Here is a 21,819-nt window from a genome sequence, read left to right on the forward strand (position 1 = left end):
TGGATGACTCCTTTGCAATGATTCAATCTTGCTCCAGCGCGTGTTTCAGCGCGGTGCGAAGGGATTCTTGTTGGGCTTGATCCAGGGCCTGATCCTCCTGCGTTGCCAGCAGGAAGAAGTCTTCGGCTTTCTCGCCGACCGTGGTGATCTTGGCGGCCTTGATCACCACGCCGCATTGTTCAAAGACCTGGCCGATCTGGGCCAAGATCCCGGCCCGATCCAGCGTCACCAGCTCCATCATGGAGCTGTTCTTGCGATGACTGCTGAGGAATTTGACCTTGGTGGGGACCGAAAACGAGCGGAGCCGGCGTGGCAAGGCTCGTAGTGGGCGCACCTGAGAATCGTTCCGGCGCAAGGCTTGCAGCAGACTCTTGCGAATGCTGGCGATGCGGGACGGGTTTTGTACTGGGGTGCCATCATGCTCAAGGATCACAAAGCTGTCCAGTGCAAAGCCGTCCCGGGTGGTGAAGATCTGCGCATCGTGCACGGAGAGTTGCTTGCCGTCGAGCACCGCCATGACGCGAGTGAATAGGCCCTGGCTGTCCGGGGTGTACACAAACAGCTCGGTGCCACCTCGGGTCATGTGCACCGACAACTGCACTTGATGAGGCTCGTCCGGTTGGCTGAGCAGGTGCTCGGCATGCCACTGGATCTGGGCGGGGCTAAAGCGAAGAAAGTAGTCGGCAGAAAAACGCTGCCACAGACGATCCAAGGCGTCGTTATCCATGCCCTGGCGCACCAGCTGATTGCGCGCTTTGGCCTGGTGCTCCCGGATCCGCGCCCGGCTGTCGACTGGCACGGCCATGCCATTGAGTAGACGCTCGCGCGTGGCGTGGTACAGCTCGCGCAGCAGTGAGCCTTTCCAGTTATTCCACAGGGTGTCGTTGGTGGCGCAGATATCGGCCACGGTCAGACAATACAGGTAGGCCAGCTGGGTATGATCTTTGACCTTATTGGCAAACTTCTCGATGACTTCGGGATCGGTAATGTCTCGACGCTGAGCGGTGACCGACATCAGTAGATGGTGCTCAACCAGCCAGGCGACTAAGCGGCCATCGTGCTCGTTCATGCCGTGTTGCTGACAAAAATGCAGCGCATCGACGGCGCCGATCTCACTGTGATCGCCGCCCCGGCCCTTGCCGATATCGTGGAAGATGGCCGCTAACACCAAGAGGCCTTTCTTCGGTAGCTGATCGATCAGCACACTCCCCAGTGGGAAGATGGTTTTATGCTCAGGGTTGGAGAAGCGATCGATAAACTGCAGCAGTCGATGGGTGTGCTCATCGACGGTATAGGCATGAAACAGGTCAAACTGCATCTGGCCGGTGATCTGCTGCCAAGGCTTGAGGTACGCCCCCAAAATGCCGTGGCGGTGCATCAGTGACAGCGCTTTAAAGCCGTCGGGGTGCTTGAGGATCGCCATAAACAGTTGGCGGCACTCAGGTCGTTCGGACAACGGGGCCTTCAGCTGACGCCTAGCGGCCCGCAGCAGTCGTAGCGTTGATGCGGAGATGGTGTCGATCTGGGCCGACGCGGTGGCATCAAGAAACAACGCAAGGATGTGTTCGGGACGTTCAAACACGTCGTTACTGCGCGCTTCGATAAATCGACCGCGCTGAGAAAAGTGCGTGGTCAGCGGCTGAGCGCCGGGCATCGCACTTTGGCCCAAGGTGGCCTGTTTGAACAGCAGGAGCAGCATCTGATTGAGTTCGCGCACCGCTCGGACCGTGCGGTAGTAGCGCTTCATTAGCTGCTCGACCGCCAATTGGGTTTCGTCGCTGTAGCCCATCAGGCCAGCCACGTCGCGTTGATGGTCAAACAGCAGACGGTCTTCGGCCCGGCCGGCAACGGAATGCAGGGCAAAGCGCAGGCGCCACAGGAAGTCGCGACAGGTGCCCAGCTCTTCCAGCTCCTCTGGGGTCAGATAATCGTGGCTCACCAGCTCCGCGAGGCAGCCGACTTTAAAGTGGCGCAGTGCCACCCAGGTGATGGTCTGCACATCGCGCAACCCGCCTGGGCAGGATTTGAGGTTGGGCTCGAGATCGAATGGGGTCGAACGCTTGTGCCGGGCCTGCTGCTCTTCAAATTTGGCTTTGAAAAACTCGGCGCTGGGCCAGAAGTCTGCGGCCTGCACCGCGTGTTGGAGTTGGTGGTAGAGGTGGGGATCACCACACAATACGCGGGATTCGAGCAGGTTGGTGGCGATGGTGATGTCATCGCGAGCCAGCTCAATGGTTTGCGCGACCGAACGAACGCTGTGGCCGATCTCCAGTTTGCTGTCCCATAACAGGATGAGCAGATCGCCGAGCCGTTGCTCCAGCTCTGCGCTGAGCTCGGGCTCGGTCAAGACCAGCAAGTCGATGTCTGAGCGTGGATGCAGCTCGCCACGGCCGTAACCGCCGACGGCGATCAGGGCAACAGGGTGGCCGTCCAAGCCGCCTTGTTGCCACACGTATTGCAGCAAACCATCGATCTGTGCGGCTCGCGCTCCGAGTAGCACGCCGATGGCTTCGCCTTGTTGAAATTGACTGAGCTGTTGCTGCTCAAGCTCCGCCAGCTGCGCTTTGCAGTGGCGGACCAACGCTTGGTTGTCCATCCGTTGACCTCAATAAATGACCGGCTCAGCCGTGCTGGATGATCCGGGGCAGTTGACCTTCTTCCTCTTGGCGCCAAGTCAGCACTTCACAGCCATCTTCGGTGACCAGCAGCGTGTGCTCGTACTGGGCGGAGGGCTGACCGTCTTTGGTGGTGGCGGTCCAACCGTCTTTTTTGCTGACCTTGCAACGGTAATCACCGGCATTAATCATCGGTTCGATGGTAAAGCACATGCCGGCCTTCAGGGTGAGCTTGGCTTTATTGCGGTAATGCACGATCTGTGGCTCTTCATGGAAGGCGGCACCGATCCCGTGGCCACAGAAATCCCGCACCACAGAGAAACCGTTGTGATCGGCAATGGGGTGGATCGCCGCGCCGATTTCACTCAGACAGGCGCCGGGTTTGACCGTCTTGATGGAGGCGTACAGCGCCTGTTGGGTGATCTCCACCAACTTTTTATTGCGTGGGGTGGTGTTGCCGACGATGAACATCTTGGAGGTGTCGCCGTGGTAGCCGTCTTTGATCACCGTGATGTCGATGTTGACGATGTCGCCTTCTTTTAGCTTTTTGTGTCCCGGGATACCGTGACACACCACCTCATTGATGGAGATGCAGGTGGACTTCGGGAAGCCATGGTAGTTGAGGGGGGCCGGAATGGCGCCTTGCACCTTGGTGATGTGATCGTGGCAGATCTGGTTCAGCGCTTCGGTGGTGATGCCTTTTTGCACGTGAGGTTCGATCAGCTCCAACACCTCTGCGGCCAGACGGCCGGCCACGCGCATTTTTTCGATCTCTTCCGGGGTCTTGATGACGATACTCATTGGTCTACTCTTTAGTCGGTTAACGTCGCCGTTTTCGGCGCGGGCATTTGAGCTTGTTGGCGCATTATGGTATAAAGCGCGCCGACTCTCATATGTCCAAACTGCCTCAGCGGGAACCCTGTCGGGGCTGGCACGGCGTAATGAGCGTCATTATATCGTTAAAATTAACTTTTAAACCACACACGTACCGGCACATAGTGCGGGGTGCCCTTCGGGGTCGGACTATGGAGTACGTGGAGGCTTAACCCCAAACATTAAGAGAGAATTATCATGGCTACTGTTTCCATGCGCGACATGCTGAAGGCCGGTGTGCACTTCGGTCACCAAACCCGTTACTGGAACCCAAAGATGAAGCCGTTCATCTTTGGCGCTCGTAACAAGGTTCATATCATCAACCTGGAACACACTGTTCCTATGATGAACGAAGCTCTGGCTTTCATCCAGAACGTGGCTTCCAAGAACGGTAAAGTTCTGTTCGTTGGTACCAAGCGCGCGGCAGGTCAAGCGGTTAAAGAAGCAGCACAAAGCTGTGACCAGTACTTCGTTGACAACCGTTGGTTGGGCGGCATGATGACCAACTGGAAGACTGTTCGTCAGTCCATCAAGCGTCTGAAAGATCTGGAAGCTCAGTCCCAAGACGGTACTTTCGAAAAGCTGACCAAGAAAGAGGCGCTGATGCGTACTCGCGAAATGGCCAAGCTGGACAAGTCCCTGGGTGGTATCAAGGACATGGGCGGTCTGCCTGACGTAATGTTCGTGATCGGTGCTGACCACGAGCACATTGCTATCAAAGAAGCCAACAACCTGGGTATCCCAGTTGTTGCTATCGTTGATACCAACACCAACCCGGATGGCGTTAACTACATCATCCCAGCGAACGACGATGCGATCCGCGCGATCCAGCTGTACACCGGTGCGGTTGCACAGGCAGTACGCGACGGCCGTGGTCAAGATCTGGTTGTTCAAGCTGAGCAAGACGGTTTCGTAGAAGCCGAGTAATTTGGGCTGGGCATTTGCCTCCCAAAGAACCAAGATTTATTGGTTAAATTGGGGCCCCTGGGCCCCTTTTTCTAAATCAGACGTTTGTCTAGAGGAATATGACAATGGCAGTTACTGCTTCCCTGGTAAAAGAGCTGCGCGAGCGCACTGGCGCTGGCATGATGGATTGTAAGAAAGCCTTGGTAGAAACCAATGGTGATATCGAGCTGGCCATCGAGAACATGCGTAAATCTGGTCTGGCTAAAGCCGCGAAAAAAGCAGGCCGTGTTGCTGCTGAAGGCGTGATCATCATTAAGCAAAACGACGGTGTTGCTGCGATGGTTGAAGTGAACTGCGAAACCGATTTCGTAGCCATGGATGCGTCTTTCAACGAAATGGCGAACGGCATTGCTGACATCGCTCTGGCCGGTGAAATGACCGACGTTGCTGAGTTGTTGGCTGCGCCAATGAACGATTCTAACGTTGATACCGTTCGTGCTCAGCTGATCGCCAAGATCGGTGAGAACATGAACGTTCGTCGTTCTGAGATCGTGAAAGGTGACAACCTGGGTGCCTACGTTCACGGTCGTAAGATCGGTGTTGTAGCGGTACTGAACGGTGGCGACGAAGAGCTGGCGAAAGACATCGCTATGCACGTTGCAGCGTGTTCCCCACAGTTCGTTAAGCCAGAAGATGTTTCTGCTGAAGTCGTTGCCAAAGAGCGCGAAATTCAGGTAGACATCGCGGTCAACTCCGGTAAGCCGAAGGAGATCGCTGAGAAGATGGTTGAAGGCCGTATGCGTAAGTTCACCGGTGAGGTTTCTCTGACCGGTCAGCCTTTCGTTAAGGATCCTTCCAAGACCGTTGGTCAGCTGCTGAAAGAAAAAGGCGCTGACGTTGTTAACTTCGTACGTTTGGAAGTTGGCGAAGGTATCGAAATCGAAGAAACCGATTTCGCTGCAGAAGTAGCTGCCCAGATCGCCGCTGCTAAGCAATAAGTATTGCTGACTTGTTTCCAAATTCAGACCGCAGTTTCGCTGCGGTCTTTTAGCACCAGGATTTAAATATTATGAGCACCAATCCAAAACCGGCATTTCGTCGCATTCTGCTGAAACTCAGTGGTGAAGCCCTGATGGGCGAAGAAGGGTTCGGCATCGATCCCAAAGTTCTTGACCGTATGGCTCAAGAGGTTAAAGAACTGGTTGAGTTGGGTGTTCAGGTCGGTCTGGTGCTGGGCGGTGGTAACCTGTTTCGTGGGGCAGGCTTGGCTCAAGCCGGCATGAACCGCGTGGTGGGCGATCACATGGGTATGCTGGCCACCGTGATGAACGGTCTGGCGATGCGTGATGCGCTGCACCGTGCCTATGTGAATGCTCGACTGATGTCGGCCATTCCGCTGAACGGCGTGTGTGATAACTACCAGTGGGCTGAAGCGATCAGCTTGCTCAAATCGGGCCGTGTGGTGATCTTCTCCGCGGGTACCGGTAACCCCTTCTTCACCACCGATTCCGCTGCCTGTCTGCGTGGCGTGGAGATCGAGGCGGACGTTGTGATCAAAGCAACGAAAGTCGATGGTGTTTACACCGATGATCCAGTGAAGAACCCAGATGCAGAGAAATATGATACTCTGAGCTACCAAGAAGTGCTGGAAAAAGAGTTGAAAGTGATGGACTTGTCCGCCTTCACTCTGGCCCGCGACCACAAGATGCCGATCATGGTTTTCAACATGAACGAGCCCGGTGCCTTGCGCCGCGTGGTGATGGGTGAAAAACTCGGCACCCTGATCAGCGAATAAGACCCAATTCAAGCTATAGGACGATATCCCGTGATTAACGATATCCAAAAAGATGCCGCCACCCGTATGGCGAAAAGTGTGGAAGCGACCCGTACCCAAATGGCCAAAGTGCGCACCGGTCGTGCTCACCCAAGCCTGCTCGACGGCATTACGGTTTCCTACTACGGTGCCGACACGCCGCTGAATCAAGTGGCCAACGTGACCACCGAAGACTCTCGTACCCTGGCGATCACTGTGTTTGACCGCAGCCTGATCCAGGCGGTTGAAAAGGCGATCATGAGCTCCGATCTGGGCCTGAACCCTTCCTCTGCCGGTGCGGTTCTGCGGATCCCACTGCCACCGCTGACCGAAGAGCGTCGTAAGCAGCTGGTGAAAGTGGTTCGTGCTGAAGCCGAAAACGGCCGTGTTGCGGTTCGTAACATTCGTCGTGACGCCAACTCCGACATCAAAGGTCTGGAGAAGGAAAAAGAGATCGGTGAAGACGATGCGCGCCGTGGTGAAGAAGAAGTTCAGAAGCTGACCGATAAGTACGTAAAAGAGATCGATGTGATCGTTGCGGACAAAGAAAAAGAGCTGATGGAAGTCTAATCAAACACGCGTTGTTGGTTAGATTAAACGCCGTGTAGTGGTATCCTACACGGCGTTTGTGTTTTTAGAATGGTTTGCGGGATCGCGATGCATGTCTGAGTCAGTATCACGGCAGGGGAGTGACGTCGTTCCCCGTCATGTCGGCATCATTATGGATGGCAATGGCCGCTGGGCGGAAGCTCAGGGTAAGCCAAGGGTGGTGGGTCACCGCGCCGGGGTTAAGTCGGTGCGGGAAGTGGTGCGGTTGTGCCGTGAGGCGGGGGTCGGGTCACTGACTCTGTTCGCCTTTTCCAGTGAGAACTGGAATCGACCACCACGGGAAGTGGCACTGCTGATGCGGCTGTTTATCACCGTGCTGCGTCGCGAAGTGAAGTTGTTGAAAAAGAACAATGTACGTCTGCGGGTGATCGGCGATACGCAGGCGTTTGAGCCCAAATTGCAACAGCGGATCCTGGAAGCGGAAGCGGAAACGGCCGATTGTGATGGCCTGACCCTCAATGTGGCGGCCAACTACGGCGGCCGTTGGGATATTGTGCAGGCGACACGGCAAGTGGCGTTGCAGCTTCAGCAAGGCGAGCTCTCGGTCGACCAGATCGATGAGTCGATGCTCCAGCGCTTCATGTGTTTATCGGAACAGCCGGAGATGGATCTGTTGATCCGGACCGGTGGTGAAGAGCGGATCAGTAACTTCTTGCTGTGGCAGTGCGCCTACAGCGAGCTGTTTTTCTCCGAGGCGCTCTGGCCAGACTTTGCCGACGCGGCCTTCGCCGAGGCGCTGGATGCCTACGCCAGCCGCCAACGCCGGTTTGGAAAAACTGGCGCTCAGGTGGCCGATGTGACGGTGGCGCAATAAACCCCCTACACTTATCGGTTGCCCCTTAATCCAATTTTGAACGTTCGAGGTTTGTTTGCTTAAGCAACGTGTTTTAACGGCATTGCTGCTGCTTCCGGCAGCTCTGGCTGGGATCTTCATGCTGCCCGTCGGTGGCTTTGCCATCGCCGTCGCAGCGGTGTTCGTGCTGGCTGCCCGTGAGTGGGGCGCCTTTGTGATGGCTGACAGTAAGATGGCCAAGATCAGCTATGGCGCGGCCATGGCGGTGCTTCTGGCGGCCTTGCTGCTGTTGGTACCCAGTGATTTGATTTGGGCCAATGGCCACCTTCACCCGCTGTATCACGGCTTGTTGGTCGTCGGTGTGCTGTGGTGGGTGATCGGCCTAGGTTTGGTGTTGAGCTTTCCTGGTAGCAGCCGCTTCTGGCAAGACAGCCCATTTTTGAAATCCTTGTTCGGTCAACTGACCTTGTTGCCCTGCTTCGCCGCGCTGTTGGTGTTGAAGGCCATGCCCGGTGCTATCGATGGTGCTTGGCTGGTGCTGGCGGTATTGCTGCTGGTCTGGGGCGCGGATACCGGTGCCTATTTTGTCGGTAAGGCCATCGGTAGGAATAAGCTGATCCCAACGGTGAGCCCGGGCAAGACCCGTGAAGGCTTGTTGGGTGGCATGGCGGTCTGTGCCTTGCTGAGCCTGATCGGTTGGCAGTTGATCGACTCCCTGTCGCTGTTTGAAGCTCTGATCCTCGGCATGGTGACCGCGTTTGCGTCGGCACTGGGTGATCTGCTGGAGAGCATGTTTAAGCGGGCGGCGAACATCAAAGACAGTGGCAGCTTGCTGCCGGGTCATGGCGGTGTGTTGGATCGCATCGACAGCGTAACCGCCGCCATGCCGGTGTTTGCCTTCCTTTACCTGATCTTCGGGCTGTAACCCATGCAGAATCTGGCGATCTTCGGTGCGACCGGCTCCATCGGCAGCAGCACTTTGGATGTGATCCGCCGTCATCCCGAGCATTACCGTGTGTCGGTGTTGACGGCCCACAGTAACAGTGAGGCCATGACGGCCTTATGTCTGGAGCTGGTGCCGGATCACGCCGTGATGGTGGATGAATCGGCTGCGCGATCCTTGCGCGAGGCTCTGGCCGGTCGAGTGCCGACCCAGATCCACGCTGGCGAGCAGGCGCTGGTGGAGATGGCTTCGCTGCCTGAGGTGGACACCGTGATGGCAGCCATCGTTGGCGCAGCCGGACTGGCCTCCACTTTGGCGGCGGTCAAGCTAGGCAAGCGTGTCCTGCTGGCGAACAAAGAGGCGTTGGTGGTCTCCGGTCAGCTGTTTATGGATGCGGTCGCGCAAAGCGGTGCGACCTTGCTGCCGGTGGACTCCGAGCATAACGCCATATTCCAGAGCTTACCGGAACCGGTACAGCAAAATCTGGGGCATTGCGATCTGGCGGCGAACGGGATCTCCCATCTGCTGCTGACCGGCTCCGGTGGCCCGTTCCGCACCCGAGATCTGGCGACCTTTGATACCATTACGCCGGCCGAGGCCTGCGCGCACCCTAACTGGTCGATGGGGCAGAAGATCTCGGTGGATTCCGCCACCATGATGAATAAGGGGTTGGAATACGTCGAGGCCCGCTGGTTGTTTAATGCCAGTGCCGAGCAAATTCAGGTGGTGATCCACCCGCAAAGCGTGATCCATTCGATGGTGCAATATAAGGATGGTTCGGTATTGGCACAGTTAGGTCAGCCGGATATGCGTACCCCCATCGCCCACTCCCTGTCCTACCCGGAGCGGATCCACGCCGGGGTGGAACCTTTGGATTTCTTTAAGGTCGGACAGTTAACCTTCGAGGCGCCCGATTATCGGCGCTACCCCTGTTTGGAGCTGGCTATTGCGGCCTGTCATCAGGGGCAGGAGGCCACGACGGTGGTTAATGCGGCCAATGAGATCGCGGTGGCCGCATTTCTGCAGAACCGTATCGGCTTTAGTGACATTGCCCGGGTAAACGGGTACTGTCTGGAGCAGGCAGATCTGTCTGCCAGGCTCAGTCTTGAGGGACTGGCCGATCTGGATATTCAGGCTCGATCGCTCGCTAGCGGTTGGATCAAGCGAGGACGATAATGCTTGGATTTTTATGGGATCTGGGGGCCTTTCTGGTTGCCCTTGGTCTCTTGGTTACGGTGCATGAATACGGCCACTTCTGGGTGGCTCGGCGCTGTGGCGTTAAGGTGGAACGCTTCTCCATCGGCTTTGGTAAGCCGATCTGGCAGAAGGTGGGCAAAGACGGCACCGAATATGTGGTGGCGATGATCCCGCTGGGCGGCTACGTCAAGATGCTGGACGGCCGGGTCGACGACCTCCTTCCTGAGATGGAATCCCAAGCTTTCGATCGCAAACCTGTGTTGCAACGTATCGCCGTGGTGGCCGCTGGCCCGTTGGCGAACTTTGCGCTGGCATTGGTTCTGCTGTACGCCATGTTCTTGCTGGGCGTCTCATCGGTTAAGCCGGTATTGACCGCACCGGCGCCTCAATCTATCGCTGCCCAGGCTGGACTGCCTGAGCACAGCATCGTCACCCATGTTGGCAACGATCCCGTGGTGGATTGGGAGGCGCTGAACTTTGCCTTGGCGGCGCAGATCGGCGCCGATCAGATCGGCCTGACCCTGGATGTGGACGGCCGAGCTCAGTCCTTCACGCTCGACACCCGAGAGTGGGTGTTTGATGCCGATAAGCAGCCGTTAACCGACAGCTTGGGCCTGACGTTCTGGACGCCGGCGATCACCACCGTACTCGCTTACGTGGATGATCAGGGCGCGGCCTATCAGGCAGGCTTGCGCGAGGGCGATCGGATCACCCATGTTGATGGCGAAATGCTCGATTGGGAGCCTTTGGTTGCGAAGATCGCGGCGGCGCCGGAACAAGCACTGCAAATGACGGTCGAACGAAGTGGTGAGCGGCTCGGTTTCGAGGTGATCCCCAAAGCCGTCGTCAAAGATGGCCAGTTGATCGGTCAGATCGGCGTTTCTCCCACGCGTGAGGCCTGGCCTGAGGCGTACCGAGTAGAGCTGAAATATGGCCTGCTGGGGGCGTTGCAGCAAGCGGCTGATCGCACCTGGGAGTTGTCGGCTTTGACGCTGGGAACGTTTGGCAAACTGATCACCGGTGATCTGTCTTTCAATAATCTGGGAGGACCGATCGCCATCGCCCAAGGTGCTGGTGCCAGTGCCGGGGTGGGTTTGGTGTATTTTCTTGGGTTTTTAGCCTTGTTAAGCGTCAATTTAGGGATCATCAATCTGTTCCCGTTGCCGGTGCTTGATGGCGGCCATTTACTCTATTACTTTATTGAACTTTTAACCGGTAAGCCGGTGCCAGAGAAGGCACAGGAGATCGGCTTTCGGATCGGCTCGGCGCTGCTTCTGTTGTTGATGTCCATCGCCATTGTCAACGATGTTGCCCGACTTTAGGGACTTCAGGGAATAACAAAAAATCGCGGCTATGAGACTAAATACTATCATGGCGTCGATGCTGCTTGTCGGGGCGACCTATTCAGGGGTAAGCCAGGCGGCAGGCTTCGAGCCTTTTGTCGTAGAAGACATTAAAGTTGAAGGGTTACAGCGTGTTGCACTGGGTGCAGCATTGTTGAACTTGCCCGTAAAAGTGGGTGATGAAGTGGATGCTGTGACCTTGCAGCAGGCCATTAAGTCACTGTATCGATCCTCCAATTTCGATGATGTCCAGGTGCTGCAAGATGGCAAAACCCTGGTGGTGGTGGTGCGTGAGCGTCCGACCATCTCCAGTGTGGTGCTGGATGGCAACAAGGACATCAAGGATGAACAGCTACAAGAGAGTCTCGACAGCTCCGGGGTGAAAGTGGGCGAACCACTGGATCGGACGTTGCTGACCGAGATCGAAAAAGGGTTGCAGGACTTTTATTTTGGCGTGGGTAAATACAACGCCAAAGTGGAAGCACAGATCATCAACCTGCCGCGTAACCGGGTTGAACTTAAATTTGAGTTCAACGAGGGGGACGCGGCCGAGATCCATCAGCTCAATATCGTTGGTAACGAGATCTTCCCCAACGATGAGCTGATCTCCCGTCTTGAGTTGACCGATTACAAAGCTTGGTGGGATCTCTTTGGTGATCGCCGCTACCAGAAGCAGAAGCTGGAAGGCGATCTGGAGACCTTGACCTCCTATTATCAGGATCGCGGCTACATCCGTTTCCGGGTGGACTCGACTCAGGTGGCGATGACACCGGACAAGCAAGGCTTGTACGTCACGGTGAACGTCGATGAGGGGGAAAAGTACACCATCGGCGGCATCAATCTGACCGGTGAGCTGCTGGATAAGCGCGAGATCCTCGAAAAGATCGTGCCTCTGAAAGAGGGCAGCGTCTACAACGCGGCGGAAGTGACCTTTACCGAAGAGATGATCAGCACCTTCCTCGCGCGCTTTGGTTATGCTTACCCGACGGTGACCACCTATCCCGAGATCGATGATGAAACCAATCTGGTGACGTTGAACGTGAATGTCGATCCCGGCAAGCGGATCTACGTGCGCAAGGTGGACTTCACCGGTAACCACGTGACCCGGGATGAGGTGTTGCGGCGGGAAATGCGTCAGATGGAGGGCACCTGGCTCAACAGTCGTAACGTTGAGCTGTCGAAGGAGCGTTTGAACCGATTAGGTTTCTTCGAAACGGTGGAATCCACCACCACGCCAGTCCCGGGTTCGGACGATCTGGTCGATGTGGAGTATCAGGTGAAAGAGCAGCCTTCCGGCTCCTTTACCTTTGGTGTGGGTTACGGTACCGAGAGTAAACTGAGTCTGCAGCTGGGTCTGTCCCAGGCTAACTTCTTGGGCTCGGGCAATAATGTTGGCATCAACGTCAACACCAATTCCTACTCCAAGAGCGTCAACCTCTCTTATCAAGATCCTTACTTTACCAAAGATGGCGTCAGTGCCGGCGGTAGCGTGTATTGGTCGGCGTTTGATGCGGGTCAGTATTATCTGGAATCCTATAAGAATGATTCCTACGGGGCGTCGTTCGATCTGTCTTGGCCGGTCAACGAGTACAACCGACTCGGGCTCGGTGTGGGCTATCGCCACAATGAGCTGTCGCAGTACTCGCCCTACGAGCAGGTACTGAAATTCAGCCGGATCTATGGCAATCCACAAGATCCGATCGGCAACCTAGCGTTCGATAACTTCGAGCTTAACGCCAACTGGAGTCGCAGCACCCTGAACCGAGGGATGTTCCCAACGGCGGGTAACAACCAGCGACTGAGCGGTAAGGTTACGACCCCCGGCAGTGATACCCAGTACTTTAAGCTGAACTTTGATACCAGTTTCTATTACCCATTGAGTCGCAATCACCGCTGGGTGTTCCTGACCCGGGGCCGGATCGGCTACGGTAATGGCTATGGTGAGCTGAACAATAATGGCATCGATCATGAGCAGATCCTGCCATTCTGGGAGAATTTCTACGCCGGTGGTTCCACCATTTTGCGTGGCTTCCAGACCAACTCCGTTGGCCCGCGTGCATTCTACGTGCTCAGTGACGGTGTGCCCTGTACGCCGGATCCATCCGGTGGGATCGGCAGCTGTGATTACCCAGGGGATCCGGATCGGATCTCGGTGGAAACCAATCGCTCGGTCGGTGGTAACGCCATCGCGACGCTGAGCACTGAGTTGGTGATCCCGACGCCGTTCCTGGATGAGGCCTACGCCAATACGGTACGGACTTCGTTCTTCATCGATGCCGGTAATGTGTGGGACACCGAGTTTGATTATGATTCTTATCGGGTTCTTCCGCAGTCAGAGTTTGATAAACTGCAGGATTATTCCGATCCGGGTCGGATCCGGGCGTCCTACGGGATGTCTGTGCAGTGGATCTCGCCGATGGGGCCCATGGTGTTTAGCCTGGCATGGCCACTGAAGGAATACGAAGGCGACCGTACTGAGATCTTCTCATTTAATATCGGTCGAACTTTCTGATCACAGCACGTAGCTGAATACTAAATATAACGATTTGTCATAGGAGCAAGACCCTTGAAAAAAGTAATCGCGACCGCCGCTTTGATGCTGGCAACCCTGGCCCCGGCCGCTTACGCAGAGCAAAAGATCGCCGTGATCGACATGCAAGCCGTATTGGCTCAGCACCCAGAGCGTGATGCGATTGGCCAGAAGATGGAGCAGGACTTCGCCGAGCGGATCGCCTCCGTGCAGAAGCTGCAGCAAGAGCTGCAAGAGCTGGCTCAGAAGATGCAAAAGGACGCTGCGCTGATGACCGACGCCCAGAAGGTTGAGTTGGAGCGTAAGGGTCAGTCGCTGCAGGCCGATCTGCAACTGCAGGGTCAGGCACTGGAAGAAGATATGCAGAAGCGTCAGAACGACGAGCAGCGTAAGATCCTGATGCAGGTACAAGAAGCCATTAATGCAGTGGCCGAAGCCAATGGTTACGACATCATTCTTGAAGCCCGTGCAGTGGTGTTTGCTGATGAAGCGCACAATATTTCTGCTAAGGTTCTAGAAGCAGTCACTGAAGGCAACTAATTGATGAGCAAGATGACCCTTGCGCAGTTGGCGAGCGTATTGAACGCTCGCCTGCAGGGCAACCCCGACACCCTCATTGAGGGTGTCGCTACGTTAGAGCAGGCAGAAGTTCAGCACATTGGCTTTCTGGCCAACAGCAAATATCGCAATCAGTTGGCGGATACGTCAGCCGGTGCGGTTATCTTGTCTGAAGCGGATGCAGAGGGGTTTGCCGGCAATGCGCTGATCATGTCCAACCCTTATGTGGGCTACGCCACCGTCGCTCGCCTGCTGGACAGTACGCCACGCTGTGCCGTTGGGGTACACCCCAGCGCGGTGATCCATCCCGACGCGCAGTTGGGTGAGAACGTCAGCATCGGCGCCAATGCGGTGATCGAGGCCGGCGCGGTATTGGGCGACAATGTCCAGATCGGTTCAGGTTGTGTTATTGGCCTGGGCGCTATCATTGGCGCCGGCTCTCGTCTGTGGGCCAACGTCACCTTATATCATGGCGTGAGTTTGGGGCAGGACTGTATTGTCCACTCCGGCGCGGTGATCGGCTCCGATGGCTTTGGTTATGCCAACGACAAAGGGCGCTGGATCAAGATCCCACAGGTGGGCTCTGTCCGGATCGGCAATGCTGTCGAGATCGGCGCAAACGCCTGCATCGACCGCGGCGCCTTGGATGACACCGTCATCGAGGATGGCGTGATCTTGGATAATATGATCCAGATCGGTCACAACGTGCAGATGGGCGCCAATACCGCGATGGCGGCAGCGACCGTAGTCGCCGGTAGCACGAAGATCGGCCGTAACTGTATCTTTGGTGGTAATAGTGCGGTGGCCGGTCACGTTGAGATCTGTGATGGGGCAGTGGTGTCCGGCTTGACCGGCGTCACGGGCAACATCAAAACGCCGGGGCAATATGCTTCGCCGCCGCCGTTGCAGGAGGCCAAACAGTGGCGTAAGAACAGCGTGCGCATGCGTCAGTTGGATGACATGTACCGCCGCTTACGTGCCCTTGAGAAACAGCTGGCTGCCACGTCCAGCGAGAAAGATTGAATACCGCCTGAGGAAACCGCTTTGTCTGAGCAATTGAACACCATGGAGATCCGCGAGATCCTGGATTACCTGCCACACCGTCACCCGTTTGTGCTGGTTGACCGGGTGCTGGATTACACCCCAGGCGAGAAGCTGACGGCGCTGAAAAATGTGTCGTACAACGAACCGTTTTTCCCTGGGCACTTCCCCAATATGCCGGTGATGCCCGGGGTTTTGATTTTGGAAGCCTTGGCGCAGGCGTCGGCGATCCTGGCGTTTAAGACCCATGGTCGATCGGACAACAGCTTGTACCTGTTTGCCGGCATTGATAATGCCCGTTTCAAGCAGCCTGTGGTGCCAGGAGATTCGTTGGTACTGGAAGTGGAAGCGGTAAAAGAGCGTCGCGGCATTGGCTTTTACGCTGCCCGCGCGTTGGTTGACGGCAAGGTGGTTTGCAGTGCCGATCTGATGTGTGCCAAACGAGAGATCTGAATCCGTGATTGATGCCAATGCTGTGATCCACCCCGACGCCAAGATCGGCGCCAATGTGACCGTCGGTCCGTTCTCCTATATCGGTGCCGCTGTTGAGATCGGTGATGACACCTGGATCGGCTCTCATGTCGTGATCAAAGGCCCCTGCACCGTCGGCAAGGGCAATAAGTTCTTCCAGTTCTCGTCGATCGGCGAAGAGTGCCAAGACAAGAAATACAATGGCGAACCGACTCGAGTTGAGATCGGCGACAACAACGTATTTCGCGAGTGTTGTACCGTGCACCGTGGCACGGTACAGGATCAAGGCTTGACCAAGATCGGCTCTGACAACCTGTTTATGGCCTACACCCACGTGGCCCACGACTGTGTGGTGGGCAACCATGTGATCCTGGCTAACAACGCCTCCATTGCCGGTCATGTGCAAGTGGATGACTGGGCGATCCTGGGCGGGATGACCGGGGTGCATCAGTTTGTCCATATCGGTGCTCACGCCTTCACGGCGGGCTGCTCCTTGGTGCTGCAGGATGTGCCACCCTACGTGATGGTGTCTGGCCAGAGTGCGGCGCCGCGTGCCATCAACAGCGAAGGCTTGAAGCGTCGTAACTTCTCCAAAGAAGCGGTATTGGCCGTACGTCGTGCCTATAAGTTGTTGTACCGCAGTGGCTTTACCACGGCCGAGGCCTTGCCTCAGCTTAAAGAGATGGCGCAGCAACACCCGGAAGTGGCGCCGATGGCCGAATTTGTCGAGAACTCCAGCCGCGGTATCGTGCGCTAGGAGCAGCAAGAGGACTGGCCATTGCGCCCGCTAACCATTGCTTTAGTCGCCGGAGAGATCTCCGGCGATATTTTAGGTGCCGGTTTGATCAAGGCGATCAAAGCCCGCCATCCGGACGCCCGCTTTGTCGGGATCGGCGGACCCTTGATGATCGAGCAGGGCATGGACTCCTGGTTTCCGATGGAGGAGTTGGCGGTGATGGGCCTGGTCGAGGTGCTGGGACGCCTGCCACGGCTGCTGGCGATCAAAAAAGCGCTGGTTGCCCGCCTGACCGAGCTTAAGCCGGACGTATTTGTCGGGATCGACGCGCCGGACTTCAACCTGCGCATTGAAAAATTGCTCAAAGACGCGGCGATCCCCACCGTACATTACGTCAGCCCCTCGGTTTGGGCCTGGCGGCCGAAGCGGATCTTCAAGATCGACGCGGCCACCGATCAGGTCCTGGCGTTGCTGCCGTTCGAGAAGGCGTTTTACGATAAATACGACGTCAGCTGCGAGTTTGTCGGCCATACCCTGGCCGACACCATCCCGCTGGTGTCTGAGCCGCTACCGGCCCGGCAACAACTGGGCTTGCCCGAGCAGGGTAAGGTGCTGGCGATGCTGCCGGGCAGTCGTGGTGGCGAGATGAGTCGCTTAGGGGCGATCTTCATCGAAACGGCCGCGCGGTTGCAGCTGGCCGATCCCCAGCTGACCATCGTGGTGCCGCTGGCCAATGAACATCGCCGGACACAGATGGAAGCCCTGCTGGCTGAGTCCGAGCACGCACCTAAGCTGGTGTTGGTGGACGGGCAATCCCGTACGGCCATGATGGCAGCAGATGCCATCCTGCTGGCGTCGGGGACGGCCACACTGGAGGCGATGCTGGTCAAGCGACCGATGGTGGTGGGCTATAAGGTCTCACCGATGACCTACCATATCGCCAAGGCGATGATGTCGGTGGATAAGGTGGCGCTGCCCAACTTGTTGTCCGGTGAGGATCTGGTGCCGGAGCTGATCCAGTACGATTGCACCGTTGAGCAACTGGTGGCGGAAGTGGAAGCGAAGTTGTCGATGGATCCGACCCCATTGATCGCGCGGTTTACCGAGTTGCACCACGAGCTGCGCCGCAATGCGTCTGAACGCGCGGCGGACGCGGTGTTGGCTTTGGTGGCTCCGCGCCCTAACGAGGCTGAAACATGCATGAATTGATCGCCGGTGTCGACGAAGTCGGCCGCGGCCCGCTGGTGGGGGATGTGGTCACCGCTGCGGTGATCCTCGATCCCAACAACCCGATCCTCGGGCTCGCGGATTCCAAGAAATTGTCGGAAAAGAAGCGTAATCTGCTGTTTGATGAGATCCGTGAAAAGGCGCTGGCTTGGCACGTCGCCCGTGCCAGCGTGGCGGAGATCGATCAGCTCAATATCCTGCACGCGACCATGCTGGCGATGCAGCGTGCGGTGGCCGGTCTGGCGGTGACGCCGAGCTTGGTTCGGGTCGATGGTAATCGGTGTCCGGACTTCGGTGGCTTGGCGGCGGAAGCCCTGATCAAGGGCGATGACAAGGAGCCTGCGATCAGCGCCGCTTCGATCTTGGCCAAGGTGGTGCGGGATCGGGAGATGGTGGCGCTGGATGCGCGCTACCCGCAATACGGTTTCGCCAAGCATAAGGGCTACCCCACCAAGGATCACATGGCGGCGCTGCTTGAGCACGGCGCCATCGCCGAGCACCGGCGCAGTTTTAAACCGGTGCGTCGTGCACTGGGGCTGGAGTCCTGAGCGGGCGCCGGGTGCAATCCTCAAGATCTTCGCCATAATGCGATATCTGACTTTCTGTTTTTAATGGGGCGCTTGGCGCCCTTTGTCACCTAACGCCAGTTGCTGGCAAGAGCTGTCCATGACCGATCCAAAGTTTGTTCACCTACGCGTTCACTCCGACTTTTCCATGGTGGATGGTCTGATGAAGACCGGCCCGCTGATCAATGCCGTGGCCGGGATGGGGATGCCCGCCGTGGCGTTGACCGATCAAACCAACCTGTGTGGTCTGGTGAAGTTTTTGGGCGCGGCGCACAAGAACGGGGTTAAGCCGATCATCGGTGCCGATTTCTGGATGTTGGTGCCGCAATTGGGTGACGAGCAGGTGCGCCTGACGGTCTTGGCGATGAACAATGCCGGCTATGCCAACCTGACGGAGCTGATCAGTGAGGCCTACCTACGGGGCCATGTTGGCGGTCGCGCGGTATTGGATAAGGCGTGGCTGGAGAAGTACAACGAAGGACTGATCATACTCTCGGGTGGCCGAGAGGGCGACGTGGGTAAGGCCCTGGTCAAGGGCAATCAGGCGATGGCGCTTGAGCTAGCTCGCTTCTACCAGACCCATTTTGCTGATCGGTACTATCTGGAGCTGCTGCGCACCGGCCGTCCCGACGAGGAAGCCTATCTGCACCAAGCGGTGGCGCTCGCCGCTGAGTTAGATCTGCCCTTGGTGGCCACCAATGAGGTGGTGTTTAAGGCGCCTGAGGATTTCGATAATCACGAGATCCGGGTGTGTATCCACGATGGTTTCCCACTGGACAACGCCACCCGCCCACGGCGTTATTCGGCACAGCAGTACCTGCGTACGGAGCAGGAGATGTGCGAGCTGTTTGCCGATATCCCAGAGGCATTGGAGAACAGCGTAGAGATCGCCAAACGCTGTAACGTTAAAGTGCGTTTGGGCGAATACTTCCTGCCGGACTTTCCCACCGGCGATCTGAATATCGAAGACTTTCTGGTTAAGGTCTCGGAAGAGGGGCTGGAGGAGCGGCTCGAGTTCCTGTTTCCGGATGAGGCCAAGCGCGCCGAGGTGCGGGGCGAGTACGATGAGCGCCTTAAGATCGAGCTGGAAGTGATCAATAACATGGGCTTCCCAGGTTACTTCTTGATCGTAATGGAGTTTATCCAGTGGTCTAAGGATAACAATATCCCGGTGGGGCCTGGCCGGGGCTCGGGTGCCGGTTCTTTGGTGGCCTATGCGCTGAAGATCACCGACTTGGATCCATTGGAATACGATCTGCTGTTCGAGCGCTTCTTGAACCCGGAGCGGGTCTCCATGCCCGATTTCGATGTCGACTTCTGTATGGATCGCCGCGATGAGGTGATCGATCACACCGCCGAGCTGTATGGGCGCGACGCCGTGTCGCAGATCATCACCTTCGGTACCATGGCGGCCAAGGCGGTGGTACGGGACGTGGGCCGAGTTTTGGGCCACCCCTTTGGCTTTGTGAACCGCCTGACTCAGCTGATCCCCGGCGAGCCGGGCATGACCCTGGCCAAGGCGTTCGATGTCGAGCCTCAGTTACAGGAAACCTACGACAGAGATGAGGAGGTGAAAGCCCTTATCGATATCTGCCGTAAGCTGGAAGGTACCACCCGAAACGCCGGTAAACACGCCGGTGGCGTGGTGATCGCGCCGACCAAGATCACCGATTTCGCCCCGCTGTACTGCGACGATGAAGGCAAGAACCCGGTGACCCAGTTCGATAAGAACGACGTGGAAACCGCCGGTCTGGTGAAGTTTGATTTTCTGGGTCTGCGGACCCTGACCATCATCCAGTGGGCGCTGGATATGCTCAATCCTGCACTGCTGAAGGCCGGTAAGGAGCCGGTGCGGATCGAGAGCATCGATCTGGTGGACAAGAAGTGTTTCGATCTGCTGCAGCGCTCGGAAACCACCGCCGTCTTCCAGCTCGAATCCCGCGGCATGAAGGAGCTGATCAGCCGACTGAAGCCGGATTGCTTCGAAGACATGATCGCTCTGGTGGCCCTGTTCCGTCCGGGACCGCTGCAGTCGGGCATGGTGGATAACTTTATCGACCGTAAGCACGGCCGCGAAGAGGTGTCTTACCCGGATTCGACCTGGCAGCATGAGTCGCTCAAGGAGATCCTCGAGCCCACCTACGGCATTATTCTCTATCAGGAGCAGGTGATGCAGATCGCCCAGGTCCTGTCCGGCTACACCCTGGGTGGCGCCGATATGTTGCGCCGGGCCATGGGTAAGAAAAAGCCTGAGGAGATGGAAAAGCAGCGTGCCACGTTTGAGGAAGGTGCCAAAAACAATGGCATCGACGGCGAACTGGCGATGAAAATCTTCGATCTGGTAGAAAAGTTCGCAGGTTACGGCTTTAACAAATCCCACTCCGCCGCCTATGCTCTGGTGTCTTACCAGACGCTGTGGATGAAGACGCATTATCCGGCCTACTTTATGGCGGCGGTGATGTCGGCAGATATGGACAACACCGAGAAGGTGGTGACCTTGGTGGACGAGTGCGATCGTATGGGATTGCCGGTGCTGCCGCCGGATGTGAACCAGGGTCTGTACAAGTTCAATGTCAATGAGGCAGAGGAGATCGTCTATGGTATTGGCGCCATTAAGGGCGTGGGGGAAGGCCCGGTCGAGGAGATCCTCGCTGCGCGCGAGCAGGGCGGCAACTTCACCGATCTGTTCGATTTCTGCAACCGCATCGATCTGAAAAAGGTCAATCGCCGCACCATCGAGAAGTTGGTGCTGGCCGGGACGCTGGACAACTTAGGTCCGCGCCTGCCGGATGGGGCACCGCACCGGGCGACGCTGATGGCGACGCTGCCCGAGGCGATCAAGGCGGCGGCGCAAAATGCCCGCAACAGCGCGCAGGGCATAGACGATATGTTTGGCTCGCTGACGCCGGATGCGGAGCAGGCGCACCACGCTTTTGCTCAGGCGGTGCCGTGGTCGGATAAGGAGTGGCTGGACGGGGAGAAGGAGACGCTGGGACTCTACCTGACCGGTCACCCGATCAATCAATATCTCAAAGAGCTCAAGAAATTCACCACAGGTCGCCTTAAGGATGTAAGCCCGACCGGCCGCGGTAAGACCATCCGGGCGGCGGGATTGGTGATCGCCTCTCGTATCATGATCACTAAGCGCGGCAGCAAGATGGGGATCTTTACCATCGATGATAAGTCTGGTCGCCTTGAAGTCATGTTATTCTCGGAAGGCGTTGAGAAGTACCAGGATCTGCTCGGAACGGACCGAATTTTGGTGGTTGAGGGAGAGGTCAGCTTTGATCAGTTCAGCGGGGGCAATAAGATGTCCGCCAGAGAAGTGCTGGACATTGGTCAGGCCCGTGAGCGTTATGCCCGCGCGCTGGTACTACAGATGGATCAACAGCAGGCCGGAGCCGAGACCCTGGCCCAGCTAAAGACATTAATCAGTGAGCATGGTAACGGCGGCTGCCCGGTACAGATCCAGTACCAGCGCCCGGATGCTCACGGTGTATTTGAATTAGGGGACCGCTACCGGGTGATGCCCGGTGATGAGCTGCTGCTGGCGCTGGAGAAGCTGCTGGGGCAGGCGCGCGTCAACTTAACCTTTTAA

General features: G+C 57.0%; 17 protein-coding genes and 1 pseudogene. 16 read left to right on the plus strand and 2 right to left on the minus strand.

From position 1 onward, the window contains the following. Positions 1–22: 22 nt before the first annotated feature. Together glnD and map are read right to left on the minus strand one after the other, a co-directional pair. Complete coding sequence (glnD, locus tag ABEA08_RS05130) at positions 23–2,596, minus strand: [protein-PII] uridylyltransferase (RefSeq protein WP_345333952.1); 2,574 nt, start codon at positions 2,594–2,596, stop codon at positions 23–25. Between the two features lie 25 nt (positions 2,597–2,621). Further along, positions 2,622–3,440 (minus strand): annotated as a pseudogene (gene map, locus ABEA08_RS05135) (type I methionyl aminopeptidase); the annotation flags it as partial. Between the two features lie 246 nt (positions 3,441–3,686). On the opposite strand from map, the gene rpsB reads away from it, so the two are divergent. From rpsB to dnaE, 16 genes are all read left to right on the plus strand, one after another. After that, positions 3,687–4,415, plus strand: coding sequence for a 30S ribosomal protein S2 (gene rpsB, locus ABEA08_RS05140; RefSeq protein ID WP_345333954.1), 729 nt, complete (start codon positions 3,687–3,689; stop codon positions 4,413–4,415). Between the two features lie 104 nt (positions 4,416–4,519). Then, positions 4,520–5,392 (plus strand): translation elongation factor Ts, encoded by an 873-nt coding sequence (tsf, locus tag ABEA08_RS05145; protein ID WP_345333956.1) that lies wholly within the window; start codon positions 4,520–4,522, stop codon positions 5,390–5,392. A gap of 71 nt (positions 5,393–5,463) precedes the next feature. Continuing rightward, on the plus strand, positions 5,464–6,189 hold the full coding sequence (gene pyrH, locus ABEA08_RS05150; RefSeq protein WP_345333958.1) for a UMP kinase: 726 nt from the start codon (positions 5,464–5,466) through the stop codon (positions 6,187–6,189). A gap of 30 nt (positions 6,190–6,219) precedes the next feature. After that, on the plus strand, positions 6,220–6,777 hold the full coding sequence (frr, locus tag ABEA08_RS05155; RefSeq protein ID WP_345333960.1) for a ribosome recycling factor: 558 nt from the start codon (positions 6,220–6,222) through the stop codon (positions 6,775–6,777). 91 nt (positions 6,778–6,868) lie between these two features. Further along, positions 6,869–7,630, plus strand: a complete 762-nt coding sequence (gene uppS / locus ABEA08_RS05160) for a polyprenyl diphosphate synthase (protein ID WP_345333962.1) — start codon at positions 6,869–6,871, stop codon at positions 7,628–7,630. Between the two features lie 55 nt (positions 7,631–7,685). After that, on the plus strand, positions 7,686–8,534 hold the full coding sequence (locus ABEA08_RS05165) for a phosphatidate cytidylyltransferase (RefSeq protein WP_345333964.1): 849 nt from the start codon (positions 7,686–7,688) through the stop codon (positions 8,532–8,534). Positions 8,535–8,537: 3 nt separating this feature from the next. Then, a complete protein-coding gene (gene ispC / locus ABEA08_RS05170; protein ID WP_345333966.1) occupies positions 8,538–9,728 on the plus strand; it encodes a 1-deoxy-D-xylulose-5-phosphate reductoisomerase in 1,191 nt (396 codons plus the stop codon). After that, the gene (gene rseP, locus ABEA08_RS05175; protein ID WP_345333968.1) at positions 9,728–11,071 is read left to right on the plus strand and encodes a sigma E protease regulator RseP; all 1,344 of its coding nucleotides are present in this window, start codon (positions 9,728–9,730) and stop codon (positions 11,069–11,071) included. Before ispC ends, rseP begins: the two co-directional genes overlap by 1 nt. Positions 11,072–11,102: 31 nt before the next feature. Beyond that, on the plus strand, positions 11,103–13,604 hold the full coding sequence (gene bamA / locus ABEA08_RS05180; RefSeq protein ID WP_345333970.1) for an outer membrane protein assembly factor BamA: 2,502 nt from the start codon (positions 11,103–11,105) through the stop codon (positions 13,602–13,604). A gap of 54 nt (positions 13,605–13,658) precedes the next feature. After that, on the plus strand, positions 13,659–14,162 hold the full coding sequence (locus ABEA08_RS05185) for an OmpH/Skp family outer membrane protein (RefSeq protein ID WP_345333972.1): 504 nt from the start codon (positions 13,659–13,661) through the stop codon (positions 14,160–14,162). A gap of 3 nt (positions 14,163–14,165) precedes the next feature. Beyond that, on the plus strand, positions 14,166–15,203 hold the full coding sequence (gene lpxD, locus ABEA08_RS05190; RefSeq protein WP_345333974.1) for a UDP-3-O-(3-hydroxymyristoyl)glucosamine N-acyltransferase: 1,038 nt from the start codon (positions 14,166–14,168) through the stop codon (positions 15,201–15,203). A gap of 21 nt (positions 15,204–15,224) precedes the next feature. Continuing rightward, positions 15,225–15,674 (plus strand): 3-hydroxyacyl-ACP dehydratase FabZ, encoded by a 450-nt coding sequence (gene fabZ / locus ABEA08_RS05195; protein ID WP_345333976.1) that lies wholly within the window; start codon positions 15,225–15,227, stop codon positions 15,672–15,674. A 4-nt stretch (positions 15,675–15,678) separates the two neighbouring features. Continuing rightward, positions 15,679–16,449: an acyl-ACP--UDP-N-acetylglucosamine O-acyltransferase gene (gene lpxA, locus ABEA08_RS05200; RefSeq protein WP_345333978.1), complete on the plus strand. Its 771-nt coding sequence runs from the start codon at positions 15,679–15,681 to the stop codon at positions 16,447–16,449. A 21-nt stretch (positions 16,450–16,470) separates the two neighbouring features. After that, the gene (gene lpxB, locus ABEA08_RS05205) at positions 16,471–17,637 is read left to right on the plus strand and encodes a lipid-A-disaccharide synthase (RefSeq protein ID WP_345333980.1); all 1,167 of its coding nucleotides are present in this window, start codon (positions 16,471–16,473) and stop codon (positions 17,635–17,637) included. Next, complete coding sequence (rnhB, locus tag ABEA08_RS05210; protein WP_345333982.1) at positions 17,625–18,203, plus strand: ribonuclease HII; 579 nt, start codon at positions 17,625–17,627, stop codon at positions 18,201–18,203. Before lpxB ends, rnhB begins: the two co-directional genes overlap by 13 nt. 118 nt (positions 18,204–18,321) lie before the next feature. Continuing rightward, a complete protein-coding gene (gene dnaE, locus ABEA08_RS05215) occupies positions 18,322–21,819 on the plus strand; it encodes a DNA polymerase III subunit alpha (protein WP_345333984.1) in 3,498 nt (1,165 codons plus the stop codon).

This window comes from Ferrimonas pelagia (assembly GCF_039543565.1).
GTDB lineage: Bacteria > Pseudomonadota > Gammaproteobacteria > Enterobacterales > Shewanellaceae > Ferrimonas > Ferrimonas pelagia.